General features: G+C 41.8%; 13 protein-coding genes. 11 read left to right on the top strand and 2 right to left on the bottom strand.

Annotated elements, in window-relative coordinates:
* The first annotated feature begins 22 nt into the window (after positions 1–22).
* The 6 genes from ilvC (at position 23) to CSV67_RS08495 (ending at position 8,454) form a co-directional block, all read left to right on the top strand.
* The gene (gene ilvC, locus CSV67_RS08520) at positions 23–1,057 is read left to right on the top strand and encodes a ketol-acid reductoisomerase (RefSeq protein WP_099631167.1); all 1,035 of its coding nucleotides are present in this window, start codon (positions 23–25) and stop codon (positions 1,055–1,057) included.
* A complete protein-coding gene (locus CSV67_RS08515; protein ID WP_099631194.1) occupies positions 1,044–2,585 on the top strand; it encodes a 2-isopropylmalate synthase in 1,542 nt (513 codons plus the stop codon). Before ilvC ends, CSV67_RS08515 begins: the two co-directional genes overlap by 14 nt.
* A 68-nt stretch (positions 2,586–2,653) precedes the next feature.
* Positions 2,654–3,754: a 3-isopropylmalate dehydrogenase gene (gene leuB, locus CSV67_RS08510; RefSeq protein ID WP_099631166.1), complete on the top strand. Its 1,101-nt coding sequence runs from the start codon at positions 2,654–2,656 to the stop codon at positions 3,752–3,754.
* Between the two features lie 141 nt (positions 3,755–3,895).
* The gene (gene leuC, locus CSV67_RS08505) at positions 3,896–5,308 is read left to right on the top strand and encodes a 3-isopropylmalate dehydratase large subunit (protein WP_099631165.1); all 1,413 of its coding nucleotides are present in this window, start codon (positions 3,896–3,898) and stop codon (positions 5,306–5,308) included.
* 13 nt (positions 5,309–5,321) lie between these two features.
* Complete coding sequence (leuD, locus tag CSV67_RS08500; RefSeq protein WP_099631164.1) at positions 5,322–5,906, top strand: 3-isopropylmalate dehydratase small subunit; 585 nt, start codon at positions 5,322–5,324, stop codon at positions 5,904–5,906.
* Positions 5,907–6,186: 280 nt separating this feature from the next.
* Positions 6,187–8,454 carry an S-layer homology domain-containing protein gene (locus CSV67_RS08495; RefSeq protein ID WP_099631163.1) on the top strand — a complete coding sequence of 756 codons (2,268 nt, stop codon included), beginning with the start codon at positions 6,187–6,189 and terminating at the stop codon, positions 8,452–8,454.
* Between the two features lie 403 nt (positions 8,455–8,857).
* On the opposite strand, the gene CSV67_RS08490 is transcribed toward CSV67_RS08495, so the two are convergent.
* Positions 8,858–10,882 carry an S-layer homology domain-containing protein gene (locus tag CSV67_RS08490; RefSeq protein ID WP_099631162.1) on the bottom strand — a complete coding sequence of 675 codons (2,025 nt, stop codon included), beginning with the start codon at positions 10,880–10,882 and terminating at the stop codon, positions 8,858–8,860.
* A 308-nt stretch (positions 10,883–11,190) separates the two neighbouring features.
* On the opposite strand from CSV67_RS08490, the gene CSV67_RS08485 reads away from it, so the two are divergent.
* The 3 genes from CSV67_RS08485 (at position 11,191) to CSV67_RS08475 (ending at position 16,644) form a co-directional block, all read left to right on the top strand.
* Entirely contained in the window at positions 11,191–12,660 is a 1,470-nt protein-coding gene (locus tag CSV67_RS08485; RefSeq protein ID WP_099631161.1) for an O-antigen ligase family protein, read from the top strand.
* 385 nt (positions 12,661–13,045) lie between these two features.
* Positions 13,046–15,361, top strand: coding sequence for an S-layer homology domain-containing protein (locus tag CSV67_RS08480; RefSeq protein WP_099631160.1), 2,316 nt, complete (start codon positions 13,046–13,048; stop codon positions 15,359–15,361).
* 122 nt (positions 15,362–15,483) lie between these two features.
* Positions 15,484–16,644 (top strand): polysaccharide pyruvyl transferase family protein, encoded by a 1,161-nt coding sequence (locus CSV67_RS08475; protein ID WP_099631159.1) that lies wholly within the window; start codon positions 15,484–15,486, stop codon positions 16,642–16,644.
* A 68-nt stretch (positions 16,645–16,712) separates the two neighbouring features.
* On the opposite strand, the gene CSV67_RS08470 is transcribed toward CSV67_RS08475, so the two are convergent.
* The gene (locus tag CSV67_RS08470) at positions 16,713–17,387 is read right to left on the bottom strand and encodes a LytTR family DNA-binding domain-containing protein (RefSeq protein WP_233192580.1); all 675 of its coding nucleotides are present in this window, start codon (positions 17,385–17,387) and stop codon (positions 16,713–16,715) included.
* Positions 17,388–17,588: 201 nt separating this feature from the next.
* On the opposite strand from CSV67_RS08470, the gene aceA reads away from it, so the two are divergent.
* The gene (aceA, locus tag CSV67_RS08465; protein WP_099631158.1) at positions 17,589–18,869 is read left to right on the top strand and encodes an isocitrate lyase; all 1,281 of its coding nucleotides are present in this window, start codon (positions 17,589–17,591) and stop codon (positions 18,867–18,869) included.
* Positions 18,870–19,095: 226 nt separating this feature from the next.
* Entirely contained in the window at positions 19,096–20,265 is a 1,170-nt protein-coding gene (locus tag CSV67_RS08460) for a pyridoxal-phosphate-dependent aminotransferase family protein (protein WP_099631157.1), read from the top strand.
* Positions 20,266–20,332 lie beyond the last annotated feature (67 nt).

The following is a 20,332-nucleotide window of genomic DNA, read 5'->3' as shown; positions in this document are numbered from 1 at the left end:
ACACACTTAGGGGGAAATTAAAATGACAAAAATGTATTATAACCAGGATATCAATGAAGGACTATTAGAAGGTAAAACTATCGCAATCATCGGATACGGTTCACAAGGACACGCACACGCACGTAACTTGAGAGATTCAGGCTTCAACGTTGTAGTAGGCGTTCGTGCTGGAAAATCATTCGATCAAGCAAAAGCGGACGGCCTAGAAACACTGTCAGTAAAAGAAGCTTCTGAAAAAGCAGATTTAATCATGATCTTACTTCCAGATGAAAACCAAAAAGCAATCTACGATGCAGAAATCGAACCAGCTCTTGCTAAAGGTAAATCGTTAGTATTCGCTCACGGATTCAACGTACACTTTGGTGAAATCAAACCACCTGCTGATGTAGATGTATTCCTAGTAGCTCCAAAAGGACCTGGACACCTTGTGCGCAGAACATTCGATGCTGGCGGCGGAGTTCCTGCACTATTCGCAGTGTATCAAGATGTATCTGGCCAAGCAAAAGATGTAGCTCTTGCGTATGCAAAAGGGATCGGGTCTGCTCGTGGCGGCGTTTTGGAAACTACTTTCGAAGAAGAGACAGTTACGGATCTATTCGGAGAGCAAGCAGTACTTTGTGGCGGATTGACTTCACTAGTTAAAGCTGGTTTTGAAACACTAGTAGAAGCTGGATACCAGCCTGAACTAGCTTATTTCGAAACATTGCACGAAACGAAACTAATTGTTGACTTGATGTATGAAGGCGGTATGGCTGGAATGCGTTATTCAGTCTCTGACACAGCAGAGTGGGGCGATTTCGTTTCAGGACCACGTGTAATTGATGCAGATACAAAAGCACGTATGAAAGATATTCTTACGGATATCCAATCAGGTAAGTTCGCAAAAGAATGGATTGAAGAAAATAAAAACGGACGTCCTCAATTCAATGCAATCGAAGAAGCTGAAGCTAAGCACCAAATCGAAGAAGTAGGACAGAAGCTTCGTTCTATGATGCCATTCATCAACGAAGGAGCTAAATCAAAAGAGGAAGAAGTGGTTGCGAGTGAGAAAAATTGATCTATTCGATACAACTCTTCGCGACGGTGAGCAATCTGCAGGTATTAATTTAAATACAGTAGAAAAATTAGAGATCGCTCGTCAGCTGGAAAAGCTAGGGGTAGCAGTTATTGAAGCAGGTTTTCCTGCTTCATCCCCAGGCGATTTCGAAGCCGTTCAACGCATTGCCAATACAGTGAAAAACTCTACTGTCACGGGTCTTGCTAGAGCGATGAAGAATGACATTGATATTTCATGGGAAGCATTACGGGGCGGAGAACAGCCGCATATCCATGTGTTTTTAGCTACATCACCGATTCATATGGAGTATAAGTTAAAAAAATCTCCAGACGAAGTGGTGGACATTGCAGTGGATGCGGTCAAATATGCCAAACAGTACTTTCCACTCGTTCAGTGGTCAGCAGAAGATGCTTTCCGCTCTGATAAGGAATATCTAGTACGTATTATTAATAAAGTAATTGAGGCAGGGGCTACAACCATTAATGTTCCGGATACTGTAGGCTATGCAACACCTGCAGAATATGGCGCTCTATTCAAGTACTTGAAAGAGAACGTAACAGGAATAGAAAACGTTAAGCTTTCCGCTCATTGTCATGATGATCTAGGTATGGCCGTTGCAAACTCTATTGCAGCAGTCGAGAATGGTGCAGATCAAGTTGAATGTACAATTAACGGTATTGGAGAACGTGCAGGTAATGCGGCATTAGAAGAAATTGCTGTAGCTATGCACATTCGTAATGACTTCTACAATATGGAGACCGGAATCAACTTGAAAGAAATCAAAAAAGCTAGTCAGCTTGTTAGCCGCTTGACAGGGGTAGTCATCCAGCCAAACAAAGCAGTTGTCGGTAAGAATGCATTCGCTCATGAATCTGGTATTCACCAGGATGGCATGCTGAAAAACCGTGAGACATACGAAATTATTACACCGGAATTAATTGGTGAAACGGATATACCACTAGCGCTTGGTAAACACTCTGGGCGCGCTGCGTTCAAAGACCGGGCAATTACAATGGGGTTTGAACTGACTGATCTCCAATTAAATGAAGCATTTGATGACTTCAAAAAATTAGCAGACCGTAAAAAGGAAATCACAGAAGACGATTTGTTTGTTCTATTTACAGGACAGCAATTGGCTGATACGGATACACCTATTTATGAATTGCATAATGTTCAAGTTCAATACGGAACGAATAATATTCCGACTGCTACCGTTACAGCGACAGTGCCTAGCGGGGAAACAGTTACAGTGGCAACGACTGGTGCAGGTTCTGTTGAATCCATATTTAATGCACTAGAATTGGCCATTAAAGGTGAAGTACTCATTCTGGATTATCGTGTAACATCGATCGGTAAGGGCCGCGATGCACTGGGAGAGGCAGTAGTCAATTTAAGACATAACGGACTCGAGCTTACAGGCCGAGACGTAGCGCAAGACGTACTAGAAGCGTCTGCAAAAGCTTACTTGAATGCTATCAATCGTCAACTAGTTCGCGAACAATTGCGGAAAGAAGAGATAATGAAATAAGTAACATAGATCAAAGGGATAGAGTATTCGATCGAGTGATACGAGATTGATCAAGGAGGAGAAGTTCTATGGAAAAGAAAGTAGCAGTATTACCCGGAGACGGCATAGGACCCGAGGTAGTAGCAGAGGCAGTTAGAGTATTGGAAGTGATCGGCAGACGTTTTAACCATACATTCCATACAGAATATGGACTAATTGGTGGAGCGGCGATTGATGAAAAGAATAATCCACTTCCTCAAGAGACAATTGAGTTATGTGAGTCAAGCGACGCCATTCTTCTAGGAGCAGTGGGTGGTCCTAAATGGGATCAGAATCCATCTGAATTACGACCAGAAAAAGGGTTGCTTGCGATACGTAAACATTTCGATCTATTTGCAAACCTTCGTCCTGTTGCAGCTGTGCCTTCTTTGATCCAAGCTTCTCCTTTAAAAGAAGACATCGTCAAAGAAGTCGATATGATGATTGTTCGAGAATTAACTGGAGGTCTATACTTCGGTAAACCGAGCCGTCATACAGATCAGTCAGCCGTTGACACACTTGTATATACACGTGAAGAAATCGAACGTATTGTCGACAAAGGTTTCGAGTTGGCTCGCCTGCGTAGAGGCAAAGTAACTTCTGTGGACAAAGCGAATGTGCTCGAATCCAGTAAGCTTTGGAGAAAGATTGTAGAAGAGAAAAAAGCGCAGTATCCAGATGTGGAAGTAGAACATCAGCTAGTGGATTCCGCAGCAATGAAATTAATTACAAATCCTGCATATTTCGATGTAATCGTTACAGAAAATATGTTTGGAGATATTTTGAGTGATGAAGCGTCTGTAATTACGGGCTCTCTTGGATTACTACCTTCAGCGAGTGTCCGTTCAGATGGTTTAGGTTTATATGAGCCCGTGCACGGTTCGGCACCGGATGTAGCAGGGCAAGGTATAGCAAATCCAGCAGCAACTATTCTTTCCGTTGCTATGATGCTGAAGTATTCATTTGGATTAGAAACTGAGGCAGCAGCAATTGAGAAAGCAGTGAATACAGTATTTGAAGAAGGTCACTTTACAGCAGATTTAGCTGGCAAAGACCAACGTTCATTAACGACTAAAGAATGGACAGATAAGATTGTAGATGAATTGGATCTTCAGTTCGTTTCGAATAGCATCATGTATTCGTATATTTAAAAAATACTGCTGTCTTCGTCTCGACATGCACATGAGGGCATACCGAAACTGGTGCGCCCTTTATGTGTAGCTAGAAAAGACTGACGAGTTGAATAAGATGCCACACATTATTATGGTAATGGCTTGGAAGGGGAAACAATTATGGCTAAAACAATTATTGAGAAAATATGGGATGAGCATATTGTGTATGAAGAAGAGGGAAAGCCTGACCTATTGTATATTGATCTTCATTTAATTCATGAGGTGACATCACCACAGGCGTTTGAAGGCTTACGTCTAGCGAACCGTAAAGTGCGTCGCCCAGATCTATGCTTTGCCACTATGGATCATAACGTCCCGACAAAGAACTTACCGGTAATCAATGACCCGATTGCCAAAAAACAAATCACGACACTTGAAAAAAACTGTGAAGAGTTTGGCGTTCAATTGGCAGATATGCAACATCCTGACCAAGGTATTGTGCATATTATCGGTCCTGAGCTAGGATTGACACAACCAGGAAAGACTATTGTTTGTGGTGATAGCCATACATCAACACATGGTGCGTTCGGAGCGATTGCGTTCGGCATTGGGACAAGCGAAGTAGAACACGTACTATCTACACAAACATTATGGCAAAGTAAACCGAAAACGATGGAAATTCGCGTGACAGGTCAAATCGGCTTTGGTGTAACAGCCAAAGATATCATTCTTGCGATCATTTCAAAGTTTGGAATTGGCGTGGGTACTGGACATATTGTCGAGTACACAGGAGAAGCAATTCGTGGACTCACAATGGAAGAACGTATGACCATTTGTAATATGTCAATAGAAGCGGGAGCAAAAGCAGGTTTAATTGGTCCGGACGAAACCACAATCAATTATTTACGTGGTCGTCGATATGCACCACAAGGCGAAGAATTCGAAGCAGCAGCTGAGCGTTGGCTTGCATTGAATACGGATGAAGATGCAGAATATGATCAAGTACTTGAAATTGATGCCGATGAAATCGAACCATTTGTTACATGGGGAACGAACCCTTCGATGGGATCTGGAATTTCGGCTAACATTCCAACATCTGCAGACTATGTATCGGAAACAGAAAAGTCCGCACTTCGTTCTGCATTGGAATATATGGGACTTGAAGAAGGAATGGCATTAACCGATATTGAAATTCAGCACGCTTTCATCGGTTCATGTACAAATGCCCGTCTTAGCGATTTAGAAGCGGCGGCGAAAGTGGTAAAAGGTAAACACGTTCATCCAACTGTGACTGCAATTGTCGTACCTGGTTCACGTACAGTGAAAAAACAGGCGGAAGAGATCGGGCTTGATAAGATCTTTACAGATGCAGGTTTTGAATGGAGAGAGTCAGGATGCAGTATGTGCTTAGCTATGAATGATGATGTAGTACCAGCTGGCGAGCGTTGTGCTTCCACATCCAACCGGAACTTTGAAGGACGCCAAGGTGCAGGCTCACGCACACATCTAGTCAGCCCATCCATGGCTGCAGCCGCTGCCCTACACGGACATTTCGTAGATGTTCGTAAAATTGAAGCAGCTGTGCAAATTTGAGGAGGGTATTCAGATGGAACCAATTAATAAAATAGAGAGTGTACTCACTCCTTTAAATAAAAACAACGTAGATACAGATCAGATCATATCCAAGGAATTTTTGAAACGTATTGAGCGCACTGGATTCGGTGAATATTTATTCTATCACTGGCGTTATCATGCAGACGGTACAAAAAATGAAGAGTTCGTGTTAAATGATCCTCGATATGATGGTTCAACTATCTTAGTTGCACATGATAACTTCGGTTGTGGATCATCTCGCGAACACGCACCTTGGGCAATTTTGGATTACGGATTCCGTGTAGTCATTGCTCCAAGCTTCGCAGATATATTCTACAGTAATTGCTTCAAGAACGGGATTTTACCGATTAAGTTGTCAGTTGCGGAAATTGATGAGTTTCTACAAAAAGGGAAAGAAGCCCCGTATACATTAACAGTTAGTCTTGAAGATCAGACTGTAACGGGAGAAGACGGTTCGGTGTATAGCTTTGACATTGATCCGTATTCAAAAAAGATGTTGTTGAACGGTTGGGATGAAATTTCTCTGACCTTCCAATATGAAGACAAGATTACAGAGTACGAACAAAAGCATGCATAACTCCAAACAGTTCATCGCTTACTCAGCATGAACTGTTTTTTCATGTAAATAGAAATAGTAAAAGTAAAGTGTAAAACTTTGAAACTATTTTTGTTTTTCTGCGTCTGTACGGTGGCAGTTTGCAGAATGGAGAAGTAGTTCTGTTCGTATTACGGCTTTACAGTATGGGGAATTCTTCCTTTGCGATGAAAGTCCAAATGAATGGATTGATATGCTATAATTGTCGAAGGAAACTGCATACTAAAACTAATGAATTCAAAGACGGGGGTTGATTTTAAAGATGTTCAGCGCATCAAAGAACAGTACATTCGCTATTTTCCATTCTTTACTTATCGCAGTGTTCGTATACTTCATTGTACTACCAATAAATGCGCAAGCAGAAACGGTAAACCAGCGTTTCACCGATGTAAGCAATGAATATTGGGCAAAAGATGAAGTAACACAGCTCGTGGAAGAAGGAATCATTAACGGTTATCAAGATCTACAATACCGTCCAGGTGTCAGCATCAAACGTGGGCAAGCGGCAAACTTACTAACCGCTGCACTGCAATTACCTGAAGCTCCTTATCAGCCGATATTCAAGGACGTCAGCGCAAAGTCGTCTAACTTACGCGGTGCAATGTCTACGTATCAGGAAGGAATATTTAGAGGGAAGCCCGATGGTAATTTCGGTGTTAGTGATGAATTAACACGTGAACAGATGGCAAGTGTGTTGGTTAATGCATTTAAATTAAAAGATACAGGTGAAAAAGTACATTTTACTGATGAGCATAAAATTAGTGAATCTCACAGATATGGCGTAAAGGTACTTATGCAGCACGGCATTACAACGGGTAAAGAAGACGGATCCTTTGCACCGAAACTTTCCGTTAACCGTGGTTCATTCGCTGTATTTCTACATAGAGCAATGATACAAGCAGGAATGCTCGAAAAAAAGCAACCGATTGTTTTCAATAAAACACAAACGATGGGGAAATTTGAACCTATTCGTTTTGAGCAATTTATTACAGAAGTACCCTTGACACAAGAAGGTAAGACGTACTTGCGTTCAAATCATTTCCTGTCTTTATCAGCTAAACGAGTAAAAGCACACGGACATGCAACCGATCATATTTATGTCTATGGTGTCAGTGAAAGAAAAAGTACGAGAGTCACTGTAACCAAACGCGAATTGCCAAACGGTGATTACTTTACATTCGTAGAGTTGAGAAACCCTGACCGTCTGCCAATTCGTGTGGACTTGGTACGAATTGATGGAGATATTAAAACGAATGCAATGGAACGTTTCGACAAATTCCCAATGAAAAAAGATGTGGATGATACATTCGGATTCGATATTGCCACTTCGCCAGTTGGTGTCCTTGAAACGATTTCGCAACAAGGTACTGGACAGCAAATGATCTCAAAAACTTACCGTTCGCGTGAGCTTGAGTTAAAGTATCGTAATGGTGCGGTCAGCCGAACGCGAGAACTACAGGAAGAGAAAGAATCGTACAGCAATATTCTAATGGGCGATACTCGTGTATCAGTGTATGAGTTAAACTCCAGAGGATACGATGTGGTGGATCAATGGTATCTTTCATCCAATAAAAAACTATTTTCGTCAAAAGAAAGATTGGATTCATGGCTTCGGGAGTCCATTACCAACTATAAAAAGCGCAATAAATGGTATACAGCAGAAGGGCCATACAATAAGATGGCAACAACTATTGAACCTATGCCTGCTTCAGGGCGAGGATATGGTCGTAATTTACTTTTAGTAAAAGAAGATCGTGTCATGTTGTTGTACGATCAAACGAAAGAACGTTATTATGAAGATATTTTGCATAACTCCTTTACAAACCTAGCTATCTTCAGAGGAAGTAAGCCCTATTGGGAAACTGAAGTGACTAGTACGTATTTGACGAATTTATATAACTTTACAGCACCATTCGTCGATACACGCTTCAATGAACAGATTGCATTATTCCTTTATCGTGGAGGAAAAGCATTCAATCATAAAGACTACAATGAAGGTTTGCGGAACTATGCGAACTTGCTTGTACAGCAACATAGAAAAGGGAACGTAAACTTCTTGTCTCCTACTGCATATTATATTCCTGACTACTTCCCGGCGAAATCTCAAGTGAAGACGCATACGTCCATGAACCATTTACTTGGCGGTATGAATATTCTCTTGCTTGCATTCCAGGAGTTTAATGATCCAGTCTATTTGGAAAATGCAAGTGCTATTGAAAAGGCAATACGTTTCGAAGAAAAGAACTGGACCCGTTCAAATGGAGACATCTGGTACAAACGTGCACCAAATGGTCAATTTTCAGGTACAGATTATGTTCATCTGACATTAGAAGACTTGATTCATTCTTACGAAAAGTGGTCACAAATCGATCAGTCGAAAGCTAAAGTATTTGAGCGGATGATTAAATCGAAGGCCGGTTATTTAAACAGTACGAAAAAAGGTTACACAACCAAGATCAAAGAAGGTCTGAAACGTATCAATATGTCTAACTTATTGCCAGCAGGTAAAGAGTATACGGACGCATTATAATAATGAAGCCACCATCTCCGTTAGTTTGGAGATGGTGGTTTGTTGTTTGGTGAGTAATTGGGAAGGGGATGTTGATGGATGTTCTTCGATGGAGCGGGCGTTATCCTACTTGAGAAGATGAATAGAGCGGTTACTAACGGGCGTAGAGCGCTTGCCGGGGTTTATAGAGCGAGTAATTAGTTAGATAGAGCGATTTCGAGGGGTCATAGAGCACTTCTGAAGATTTATGAGCGGATATCGTGGAACTATGATCGTTTTCTCTTAAAGAAATTACACGAAGTTAATTGTAAGTAGATGGCGGCGAATGCCGATCAATCAACATTGCTTCCTCTTCTGAATTCATTCATCATACTAAAAACCACCATCTCCTAAGCAGGAGGCGGTGGTTTCTCTATCTAACTATTTAATTAACAAGCGTGACTAGATCGGAACGGATCCAGCCGTATGGTTCGTTGATTGGTTGCGTTCCTGGATTGATATCCATACGCACCTTGTACCAAACAAAGCCATCTGCGCCTGTCGTACGATCCGCAACAATCAGTGGATAGCCGAATGCAGCCAGACTGCCTGGATGCTTGGGCTTGTAGGAGAATAAAATATTATTTCTATTCACTGCCTCAGGGCTTGTCCGGATATTCACCGCTGTATTGCCTGTATAGGAAATCACGGCTAATTGCGCTTGGTTTGCGTCTTTCTTACCGAGAAACTGATCGATACGCCACATATGGCCTGCAATCTTGCTCCCCCAGAAAGGATCGGATGCATACTTCATATTGAAGCCGACAGCTTTATTTCCTGGAGCGGCGCCATTGGCATAAGCGCCGAGTGGATTCGCATAGTTTAAGTTGATGTAGCGAGTGATGAATGCATCGACACTTCTTGTAGGATTACCATAGACTTCACCTTTATCTGGCGAAGAGTCGAATACGCGGATACCGAAAATGTTATTTTTCTGCTGTGCATTGCCACTCATTCCGTAATCACTCTCGTGTATAGCTGTTGCTAAGATAAACATCGCATTCACATTATGCTGTTTCTCCATTTGTTTCACATACGTACCAAGTCCGATTAATTTCGACTTGGTTGTAGCATTTTTATAGCGTGCAATACCTGTTTTTTGTCTCGCTTGTAATGCATCAGAAATAAAACGATCCAGTTCCTGTCCTGTGTAAGTAGAAGGCTGGCGTACTGATTGGAATTGGAAATACGGATAATAGGTAATCGTTGCCGAACCATTCAATTCCTTAAAGTGAACTCCATCGTTACTTGTATAGGTCTGTCCTTTTTTCATTGCAGGAGAAGTTGGACCTACTGTGTACTCTGCGTAACTACCTTTATATTGTTTCGTATTGGCATCGTATGTACGATAATAGGGTTGGTGAATGAGTAAGCCGTCACTGCTTACTTTATACTGGCTTGCACCTTTAGATAATGGTGAAGGGACTAGATCGATTTCCTCGTGTTTTGCATAATAGGTATAGCCACCTACGTCCACTACAACGCGTTCTGCGCTACTGCCAACATAGTCCAGTTCATACCCTTTCTGAACATATGTCACTTCGTTTTTTAACGCAGGGTCGCTATATAGTGACGTATACTGCTTTGGGTTTTCTGAAGCAAACGCCTGACCTGACTTCATTTTGATGATGGTATTATTAACGGAAATTGTCTGAATAGTGGAAGAAGCATTGTAGGCAGCCAAAGCGTCTTCAAATGTGATGTATGACGCGTCTGTTACATGTAGCTGACTGTTGGAAATCGAACTGACTTTATGGACTTTAGGATTTTCCGTGCCGCCAACATCCGTTGGGGGACGAGTATTGCCTTTTCCGTCAGCGACTGCGAACATACGGTATAAAAATGCCGAAGCATGAGCAATCGTTGCGTTACTTGTCGGTTTGAAATACCCTTGATCTCCACGTATGATGTTCAATGAAGAAGCCGCGGATACAGCCGGAATGAAGTTCGACGAGATTTTCTTGCTATCCTTAAATTGGACAGTAGGTGAATTGACAGGGATATCAAGGAAGCGGAATGCTTTAAATATCATTCCCGCCATTTGCTGTCGGGTAATCTGCTGATTCGCCTTGAATGTACCATCGGGATATCCTGCCAAAATTCCAGCGCCAGCAGCGTTTTGAATTTCAATTGTGCGGGAATGATTTGCCTTTAAATCCGTAAAGGTATATCTTGTCGAAGCAGGTAATTCGAGTGAACGTGCCAAATACGAAGCAAATTCTCCTCTTGTAACTGCACGGTTCGGATAAACATTCCCTTTTGCGTCCTTTTGGATCACACCTTTATCTATCCAAAATGTCAGCTCTTGTTGCATTTGATGACCAGTGAAATCATTTGCACTTGCCACCGGTGTAAAGATAGGAGAAGCAACCAAAAGCAAAAGTGTCAGTAATGTAATCAAACGTTTCAAATCAAAACCTCCTATATAATCTCCTACTATTGTAGCAGAAAGGACTAGTATTGGTAAGTACCTTTTGGTATATTAATAGACTATTGATATAATAAATTCCTATATATGTTGTAGTGTTACTAGCCCAATAGGATGAGAGGGCATACAAATTATGAAAAATACGCATGATAGTGTAGAAGCCCCATATAGCAATAAACGACAAACTACAATTATTTGAAAAGATGCAACGAATGCTTTCACTATTCCGTCCTAGATAGTGATATAATGCAACAAGGAACTAGCAAGCGTAGAAAGGGTTTTATAGACTAATGAATATATGGAAACAGCGATTAGAAAAACAATCTACAAGTACCATACTGATTGCAGTAGCTGTGATGCTCATTGCATTATTGCTACCGTCAAAAATAGCATTACTCGGAACGGCCTTATTTTTTGTCCTATTTTCTATTATTAAACCGCAGCAAAGTATTTTATTTCTTATTATCTACGTCAATATACGACCATTTTTGCTAGAAGTGAATAGTGGAATGAAGTTAATAGGAGATTTAATTATTTTTGTCGTATTTGCGTGGACATTGTTCCGTTACCGATATAATATCCGTTCACTATTTACATTCAAATGGTTTGAGTGGTCTTACTTCGCATTTATTTTATTTGGCTCGATCATAGGATTCCTGAACGATGTCACTCCAACGTCTATTATTTTCCAAGTCCGGACATTTTTGATTATGTATTTGCTTTATTACATCATTTCAAGAATGACGTTGACGAACAAATGGCTACAACAACTTGCGTGGGTAACGGTATGGTTAAACATTGTGATGTCACTTCATGGTTTGGTGGAAAAACTCTCTTTGCGTCAGTTACTGCTTCCTGAAGAATGGAAGTATAAAGTTTTATCTGCAACGAATGCAGTGCGTATTTACGGACTAACGGGTAATCCGAACTCTTTGGCATTGTCTCTATTTTTCGGAATTATCGGGATCATTTATTTGCAACATGTTTACCAGCAGAATAAATACAAATGGACATTCCGTGTATTGCTTGTTTTGTTCTTTGGGATTCTAGTTCTGACTTACTCAAGAGGAACTTGGATTTCAGCAGTAGTGTTCGGTATTGTCTTTATCCTGATGACGAGAAAATGGTATCTTCTGAAACGACTAGTAATTGCAGGTGTCGCATCAATTATCTTGATCTATTATCCAGTGAACTTGGCTGTACAATACATTGCGGAGCTAGGTGTGACAGTAGACCAGAAGCCTAGCGGAGCTGGAAGTATTGGGGGACGCTTCGGCGAAACGTTTGATGAAAAGAACTTAGCCCTCATGACTGAGAGCGGAAGATTCTTCTATATTAGTAAAGGGTTTGAAATCTTCAGTGATCATCCGATAACGGGTACAGGATTCGGTTCATTCGGCGGTTCCGCCACATTATCGTATGGATCACCGATTTATGATCACTATGGTATCAGTTCGGATATCTATGGCGGGAAGTATTTTTATTCAGACAATCAATATATTCAAGTCATTGCAGAAACAGGCATCATTGGAGTATTGATTTTCGCGCTCTTCCTGTTAAGTATGTTGCGGTACTTCTGGAAATCACGTCATACGAATTTCGGTGTGTTTATGATTGCACTATGGTTTTCAACAGGCGTTTCCGGAATGTACTATAATATTTGGGAACTTAAAATGTATACATTGTTCTACTTTATCTTGCTAGGCGCATTTGTCGCGTTTAGCAAGCAGCAAGACACAACGAAACCTACGAATGGCTAGTCCATTCGTAGGTTTTTTTTTATGGGGTGAAGATGGGGGATTGGACAATGTTGTTCGAGATTCGCTCATAGTTTCAGAGTACCCGCTCAATGTTGTTCGAGATTCGCTCATAGTTTCAGAGTACCCGCTCAATGTTGTTTGGGATCCGCTCATAGCTGCGGTGTACCCGCTCAATGTTGTTTGAGATCCGCTCTAAGCTGCGCCGCACCCGCTCAATGTCGTTCGAGAACCGCTCGTAACAAACCCAAAATCCCTCTAAAACTCCACAATTCTTCTTTTCCTGACTTATTTCGTTCAAACGGTACATGAAAAAATAGGCCTTATTTGATAGACTAGAGATTGATAGGAGTAGGAAAGGTGGAGTTGTGTTATCGTACAAAATACTTTGCTGTCTCGCACGAAGCGGAAAGTAGTCGTTACCGCTATGTCGGCAGCTATGCTAATTTCATTGCCATTCTCTGCGGCAGCCAGCACGAAAGTCATTTCCAGTTACCCCGTGTCTTCAGGTGTTACATATTCTCACTATACATATTCGGCAAGTAGTCACATCAATCACATAGGCGTGGATCTCAGTGATCCGTTCACGAAATTAAAAATGGGACTTCCTGCGCCTATTTCGAAAACTGCCCCCACATTGACATTGGCAAATCGGGATTCAAGAGAGGGCCATCGCGTTGTGGGTGCAGTAAACACTTCATTTTTCGATATGAACACAGGGATGCCGATGTATCTGTTGTCTGAAGGTAATGAAATCGTTAATGGCGGTGTCATCTCGAGTGAGAGCTCATTCTATGTCAGCCATCCGATTGCCTTTGGAGTGACGCGTAACGGTCTTTCAGAAATTGATTACTTCAATCTAGGAATTGAAGTGGGAGTCAATGGTAATACCTTTCAAATGACCGGTCTTAACCGGGAGCGGCAAGCGGATGAAACCATTATCTTCACGCCACAGCATGTGAAAAGCGCAACGGGTTCCAATGAATATGGTATTGAATTAGTTGTTGAAACGAGTGCGCCGATCACATCGACACATTATGGACAGCAACTCCAAGGTAAAGTGGTCAAAGTACGAGGATATGGAGATAAACAGGCTGTAACGATACCGAAAAATGGTTTTGTCGTATCTATCCATGGAAAAAAAGGATTGGAACGATTCAAATCCGTCGCCGTTGGAGATCCGCTATCATTGAGTCTATCAATCGATGATAAATGGAAAGACTCGGAATTCATGATGGCGAGTGGCCCGATGCTTGTGAAAGATGGTCAACGGCATATTACAATGGATACGAATAACTGGCGTGCAACAGCAAAGACGGCAAGAACCGCTATTGCGATCAGTAAAGATAAAAAGCAAGTTCATATGGTGACAGTTGATTCAAGGGCTGGATATAGTAACGGCATGACATTGACTCAATTTGCAAATTATCTTGTATCTCAAGGATATGACCGCGCGTTGAACTTTGACGGTGGCGGGTCCACTACGATGGGAATTCGCAACTACGGTAGTAACCAAGTCGTGTTGGCGAATCGTACATCCAATTCGACTCAACGGAATATCTCAGCTATTCTTGAAGCGGTAAGTACCGCACCAACAGGTCAACCAGCATATGTGAGTGTTTCCCGTTCTCAAATGGGGGAAATGTTGGTCGGTGCAACTGCCGATCTGAAACTTAATCATGTCTTGGATGCGCATTATAATCCCATTGTGCCGAATGCTTCTCAACTGAAAACAACGTCTGCAAAAGGAACGGTTGAAGGAACAGGTCTGACCTATAAAGCGGTTCGGGCAGGTGAAGATCGCATCAGCGTCAACTACGGATTAGCTGAACAATCTTTCCCCATCACGGTCATTGACCAGCCCGCAAGACTCGATGTGAAGTCTTCTGCAACAAGCGTCAAGCCGGGTGAGAAAATCACATTTACTGCTACACCGGCAGATGCTTCCGGTAAACCGATTATCTATCAACCGCAACAATTAGTATGGAGCGTTACAGATGCTATTGGTTCCATCACTTCTGCTGGGACGTTTACAGCAACAAAAGTAGGTAAAGGACATGTACAGGCGACTCTCGGCAAGAAAGTGATTTCTGTGCCAGTTGAAGTGAAGTCAACCGAAGCTCCGCCTGTAATTGAATCGCCTAAGCCCGTGCCACCTATTGTAGATAACCCGAGTAAAGAACTGTTCAAAGATGTACCGTTGTCGTATGCTTACGCGACAGAAATCTATTACTTACGTGATCGTGGTATTATCAATGGAGATACAGACGGAACTTTCAATCCGGGTAACACGTTATCTAGAGAACACGCGGCCTTGATTTTAAGCCGAGCTTTCAATTTACCACCAGCAGAGCAAGCGCGTAGAGAATTCAGTGATGTGCCAAAGACCCATCGTTATTACAATGAAATCAGTGCGATCGCCAATGCCAATATTGTAGGTGGCTATTCCGACGGTTCCTTTAATCCGACAGGACAGTTGACTCGTTCACAAATGGCGATGATTTTAGTTAAAGCCTATAGTTTAGAAGGAGAGTCTGCGAAGAAATTCATAGACGTTTCACCGCAGCATGGTGCTTACAAGCAGATTCATATTCTGGCAAACCACGGGATTACTACTGGAAATGAAAACGGGGAATTCATGCCAGGTGAGCCGGTCAACCGTGCTCAATTCAGTGCGTTCCTATATAGGAGTATAGAAAAGTAAGTATAGAAGCCTTCCCATCCTTGACGTATTCCTGGATTGGAAGGCTTCTCTGTCTTTTGAATACACTATAAAAGGTCACTCTGCTATACTTATAGCAAACGAACTGCAGAGGATGGTATAAATTGAAAATAGGAATAGTAGGGAACTATGGAAATGATAATAACGGCGATGAAGCCATTTTATTGAGTCTTATTTCACAAATTACATCGACCTTTAATGTCCCAAGTGACGTTATTACGGTATTCAGCAATAATCCGAAGCAAACAGCGAAGCGCTATCAAGTGATGAGTGCGCCTTTATATTATAAAAAAGGTAACGCAGTGAAAACATTCGGTGCTACGTATCTTCAAAACAAAAAGATTGTTAAAACGTTCGACTTGCTGATTATAGGCGGTGGCGGCATTTTAATGGATCTGTATAAACGTGAAGCACCATTATACGGATCGTACGCTATGATGGCTAAGAATTCTGGTGTTCCGTATGTCATTTATGGCTGTGGAGCCGGGCCCCTTAGCAGTGAGTTAGGCAAATGGTTCATCCGGTACATGGGTAAACATGCGGAAAGTATTTCAGTGAGAGATCCTGAATCAGCTGAACTTTTGAAGTTAGTTGGTGTACAAAAATCTGTAGAAGTCATAGGGGATCCGGCATTTTCATTAAAACGTGAGCGCAAAGCTACAGCTGATCGTCCGCTGAAAGTCGGCATTACAGCTGTACCATATTATCATGCCGGCTACTGGCCGGAGAGCAAAGAAGATATTTATCAACAATATATAGAAGGAATGGCGAGAAATTTAGATGAATTAGCGGCTAAACACCCCGTTGAAATCACATTCTTCGCTACCAAGTTCCCTCAAGACGCTGATGTTACGAAAGATATTCAATCCTTAATGAAGGAAGCTCAAAAAACTACTGTAATCGATCGAAATTTATTACCAGTAGACTTACTGCAAATTTCTGCTGAACAAGATATCGTAATTGGCACAAGGCTGCATTCGCTGATCCTAGCAACATGTACGGCAACACCTGTTATCGCAGTCTGCTATCACCACAAAGTGACGGACTTCATGAAACTTGCAGATCTGTCAGAAGTGGCTATTCCAATTGGCGAAATGCATAAAGCGGACGACCACTTCTCCAAAGCTTTTGATTCGTTAGCGGCAGACTGGAACGATACGTGTACAAAAACCGCAAAACTTTCCGCTTCCTTATATGAGAAAGCGATGAAAGGGACCAAACAATTTACAGATGCGATTAAAAAAACAAATAAAAATAGCATATGAAATGAATCATATGCGTTGACTGAAGATCCATCCTTAATTAATAGGAAGGGGCTTCAGTCTTTTTTATATTAAAATCCTAAAAGCGCTCGCACTTCATTCAAATATGTCTGACTAACTGGCAACTCCGTACCATCGATGAGCTTAATGACCAAATTTGAAGAAAAATCCCGCGAAATTTTCTCAATACAATTCATATTAATAATGTATGAACGATGAATACGTAGGAAACATCTCGGCAAACGAAGGTGTAAATCTTTCAGCGTAAAACTAATATTATAATTCTCATCCGCTGTGTAAAACCATGTTTTTTTATGTAAACTTTCTATATAACTGACTTGATCTAAAGGGATCGGGAACCACTCATCCTCTTTCTTTCCTGTTAGGAACTGTAACTGATCTTTTTTCAGTACGTGGAAGTTAGGTGGAAGGATGATGATTAACGCGCCATCTTCTCCTTGTACATCAATAGGATAGCCAATACCGAAGTAGGATGTACCATAAAGAGAGTTATCCATGATCACTTCCACTTTGCGCTGATTTTTGATCGTCACTTCCGCAATACTACCGGTTTGGATATGCTGCCCTTCTCTCAAATGAATATCATGCATACCTGGAACGTAGTAAATATAGTGATCGGAAACTGCGATAGCTATAGAAGCGTCTTTTGGAACCCAGTCCTCTAAAACAGAAGCGTATTGATTCAGAATTTTCTTCGGGATATCCTTATTTTCCATAATCTTCATAAAATCCCCTTTTTATATAGTTATAGTTCAATGTATGCCCTTTCATCCATTCTATCATTCTTTCATCCACTTAAAAAGCCTTTTTGTCGGAATGAACTGACAATTCTGAAGCGCTGTTATATAGTAATACATAACGAAGATAGCTGTTATGAAACAGACTGTAACAGTTAGCCGTTGAAAAATTGGGAAGGTGTGAAGATAATGTCAACAAGACAAGAACAAATTGCGCAACTGGAGAAAAGCTGGGCTGAAGATAGCCGTTGGAAAGGGATCAAACGTAACTACACAGCTGAGGACGTAGTTAAATTAAGAGGTTCACTTCTAATTCAAAATACACTAGCTGAAAAGGGTGCTGCTCGCCTTTGGAAATCTCTTCATGAAGAAGATTTCATTAATGCACTAGGTGCACTTACGGGTAACCAAGCAGTTCAACAAGTTAAAGCTGGTCTACAAGCAATCTACCTAAGCGGATGGCAAGTTGCTGCTGATGCAAACCTTGCAGGACAAATGTATCCTGACCAAAGTTTATATCCGGCAAACTCTGTACCTGCAGTTGTTAAACGCATCAACCAAGCACTTCAACGTGCTGACCAAATCGACCACGCTGAAGGCCGTGAAGACGGATTTGATTGGTTCGCTCCAATCGTAGCGGACATGGAAGCTGGTTTCGGTGGTCCATTGAACGTGTTTGAACTGATGAAAGGCATGATCGAAGCTGGAGCTGCTGGTGTTCACTTGGAAGACCAATTAGCATCTGAAAAGAAATGTGGACACTTGGGTGGTAAAGTACTTCTTCCAACTCAAAACGCAGTTCGCAACCTTACAGCTGCACGTCTAGCTGCTGACGTACTAGGCGTTGACACAGTAATCATCGCGCGTACTGACGCTGACGCTGCTGACATGGTAACTAGCGACATCGATCCAATTGATGCTCCATTCATCACTGGAGAGCGCACGAACGAAGGATTCTTCAAAACTACACCAGGTATCAAACAAGCAATCGCACGTGGACTTGCTTATGCTGAATACGCTGACTTAGTTTGGTGTGAAACTTCTCACCCATCACTTGAAGAAGCTCAAGAATTCGCTGACGCAATTCACGCGAAATTCCCAGAAAAAATGCTTGCTTATAACTGTTCACCATCATTCAACTGGAAAGCGAATCTTGATCAAGAAACAATCGCGAAGTACCAGGTTGAACTTGGTAAGATGGGCTACAAGTTCCAGTTCGTAACACTTGCTGGTTTCCACTCATTAAACCACAGCATGTTCGAATTGGCACACGGTTACAAAACTCGCGGAATGGCTGCTTACTCAGAGCTTCAGCAAGCAGAGTTTGAAAATGAATCAAAAGGATATACTGCTACTCGTCACCAACGTGAAGTTGGAACAGGTTACTTCGACGAGGTTACACAAGTTATCTCTGAAGGTCAATCTTCAACAACGGCTATGTCTGGTTCAACTGAAACAGCACAGTTCTAATAGCGGCATTGCTTTACCGAACGTGACTTTTGGGAGAAAGTTTCGTTCGCTGCAACAAAGGGGTATTCATATGATAACGGGGTCACACCATCTTTCATCAGATGTTGTGAAATGTAGAGGGAATTGGATATTTACATCCAATTCCCTCCTTTTCTTTTATTTGAAAAATTTAGATAGTTTGTATAGTATAAGAGATATGTACTTCATTCAGAGGAGGAATTAAATAATGAGAAATAAAGATATGCTGTTAATCCCTGGACCCACGCCAGTAGTGGATTCTATTTATGATGCAATGGCGAGTGAGACATGGTCGCATACGGATCCGCGCTTTGTCAAAATCTATAAACATACTATTGATCAGACGAGAGAAATCTTTAATACAGACGGCGAGGTATTTGTAGTCGCTGGTTCAGGCACGATTGGAATGGAAATGGCGATTGTCAATACGATTGCGGAAGGGGAAAAACTTCTCGTCGTTAGCCAAGGATATTTCGGTGACCGCTTCATTAAATTGGGACAAGCATTCGGTATTCAAGTAGACGTATTGCAATCTGAATGGGGTCAACAAGTTTCTCCTGAAGAAATTGACAAGAAATTGTCTGAAGGTGGGTATAAAGCAGTTACTGTAACACATGCAGACACATCGACTGGAGTAAGGATTGATTTGGAAGCAGTTGTGCCGGTTATTAAGAAGCATGGTGCTCTTGTCATCGTAGACGGCGTTTGTGCAACTACTGCGATGGATGAGGACATGAGTAAAGAATACGGTGGAGTAGGGAACACGATTGATATTGTCTTAACTGGGTCGCAGAAAGCCATTGGTGTTCCACCAGGTATTGCGCTTGTCGCGTTTAATCAGAAAGCTTTGGAAGCTCGTGCCGCTATGGAGCGTGTGCAAGCTTACTATTGTGATATTTATAATTGGATTCCAATCATGCACGATCCTTCAAAATATTTCGCGACGCCTGCTGTAAACTTAGTGTATGCGCTTGAAGAAGGACTACGTATCGTATTAGAAGAAGGGCTAGACGCACGTATTCAACGCCATCAGTCATTCGGTCGTGCTGTTCGACAAAGTCTAGCAGTCTATGGTATGAAGGCGATTGCGTCAGAAGAAGTGGCGGCGCCAACATTGAGCTGTATTTTGTATCCTGAAGGTATTGATGACGGAAAGTTCCGGTCGGCTATGGCGGACAAGGGCACGGTTTTATCGGGCTCACTCGCTCATTTGGCTGGAAAGGCGTTCCGTATCGGACATATGGGGAATACAACAGCGGATATGTTAGAGAAAGCAGTTATGCAAATTGGTGAAACGTTGAACGAGATGGGTCATAAAGTAGATATTTCTAAGGCACAAAATGTTTTTGCTAAAGAGGTTAATCAGCTGATTGGCTAATGAAATGATCCGTTATGGGGAGCTTGCTTCTTATAACGGTTTTTTTGCTTGAGAAGTGGGGTGAGGA

Origin of the sequence: Sporosarcina sp. P2 (genome assembly GCF_002743255.1) — a bacterium.
Classification (GTDB): domain Bacteria; phylum Bacillota; class Bacilli; order Bacillales_A; family Planococcaceae; genus Sporosarcina.
Note: the sequence above shows the minus strand (reverse complement) of the source record. Positions and strands in the feature narration are given on the sequence as shown.

Excerpts from the sequence above, each read along its gene's own strand:
- CSV67_RS08495 (WP_099631163.1), top strand. The coding sequence starts at position 6,187 with ATGTTCAGCGCATCAAAGAACAGTACATTCGCTATTTTCCATTCTTTA.
- leuC (WP_099631165.1), top strand. The coding sequence starts at position 3,896 with ATGGCTAAAACAATTATTGAGAAAATATGGGATGAGCATATTGTGTAT.
- CSV67_RS08470 (WP_233192580.1), bottom strand. The coding sequence starts at position 17,387 with ATGAAGATTATGGAAAATAAGGATATCCCGAAGAAAATTCTGAATCAA.
- aceA (WP_099631158.1), top strand. The coding sequence starts at position 17,589 with ATGTCAACAAGACAAGAACAAATTGCGCAACTGGAGAAAAGCTGGGCT.
- CSV67_RS08485 (WP_099631161.1), top strand. The coding sequence starts at position 11,191 with ATGAATATATGGAAACAGCGATTAGAAAAACAATCTACAAGTACCATA.
- leuD (WP_099631164.1), top strand. The coding sequence starts at position 5,322 with ATGGAACCAATTAATAAAATAGAGAGTGTACTCACTCCTTTAAATAAA.
- CSV67_RS08460 (WP_099631157.1), top strand. The coding sequence starts at position 19,096 with ATGAGAAATAAAGATATGCTGTTAATCCCTGGACCCACGCCAGTAGTG.
- leuB (WP_099631166.1), top strand. The coding sequence starts at position 2,654 with ATGGAAAAGAAAGTAGCAGTATTACCCGGAGACGGCATAGGACCCGAG.
- ilvC (WP_099631167.1), top strand. The coding sequence starts at position 23 with ATGACAAAAATGTATTATAACCAGGATATCAATGAAGGACTATTAGAA.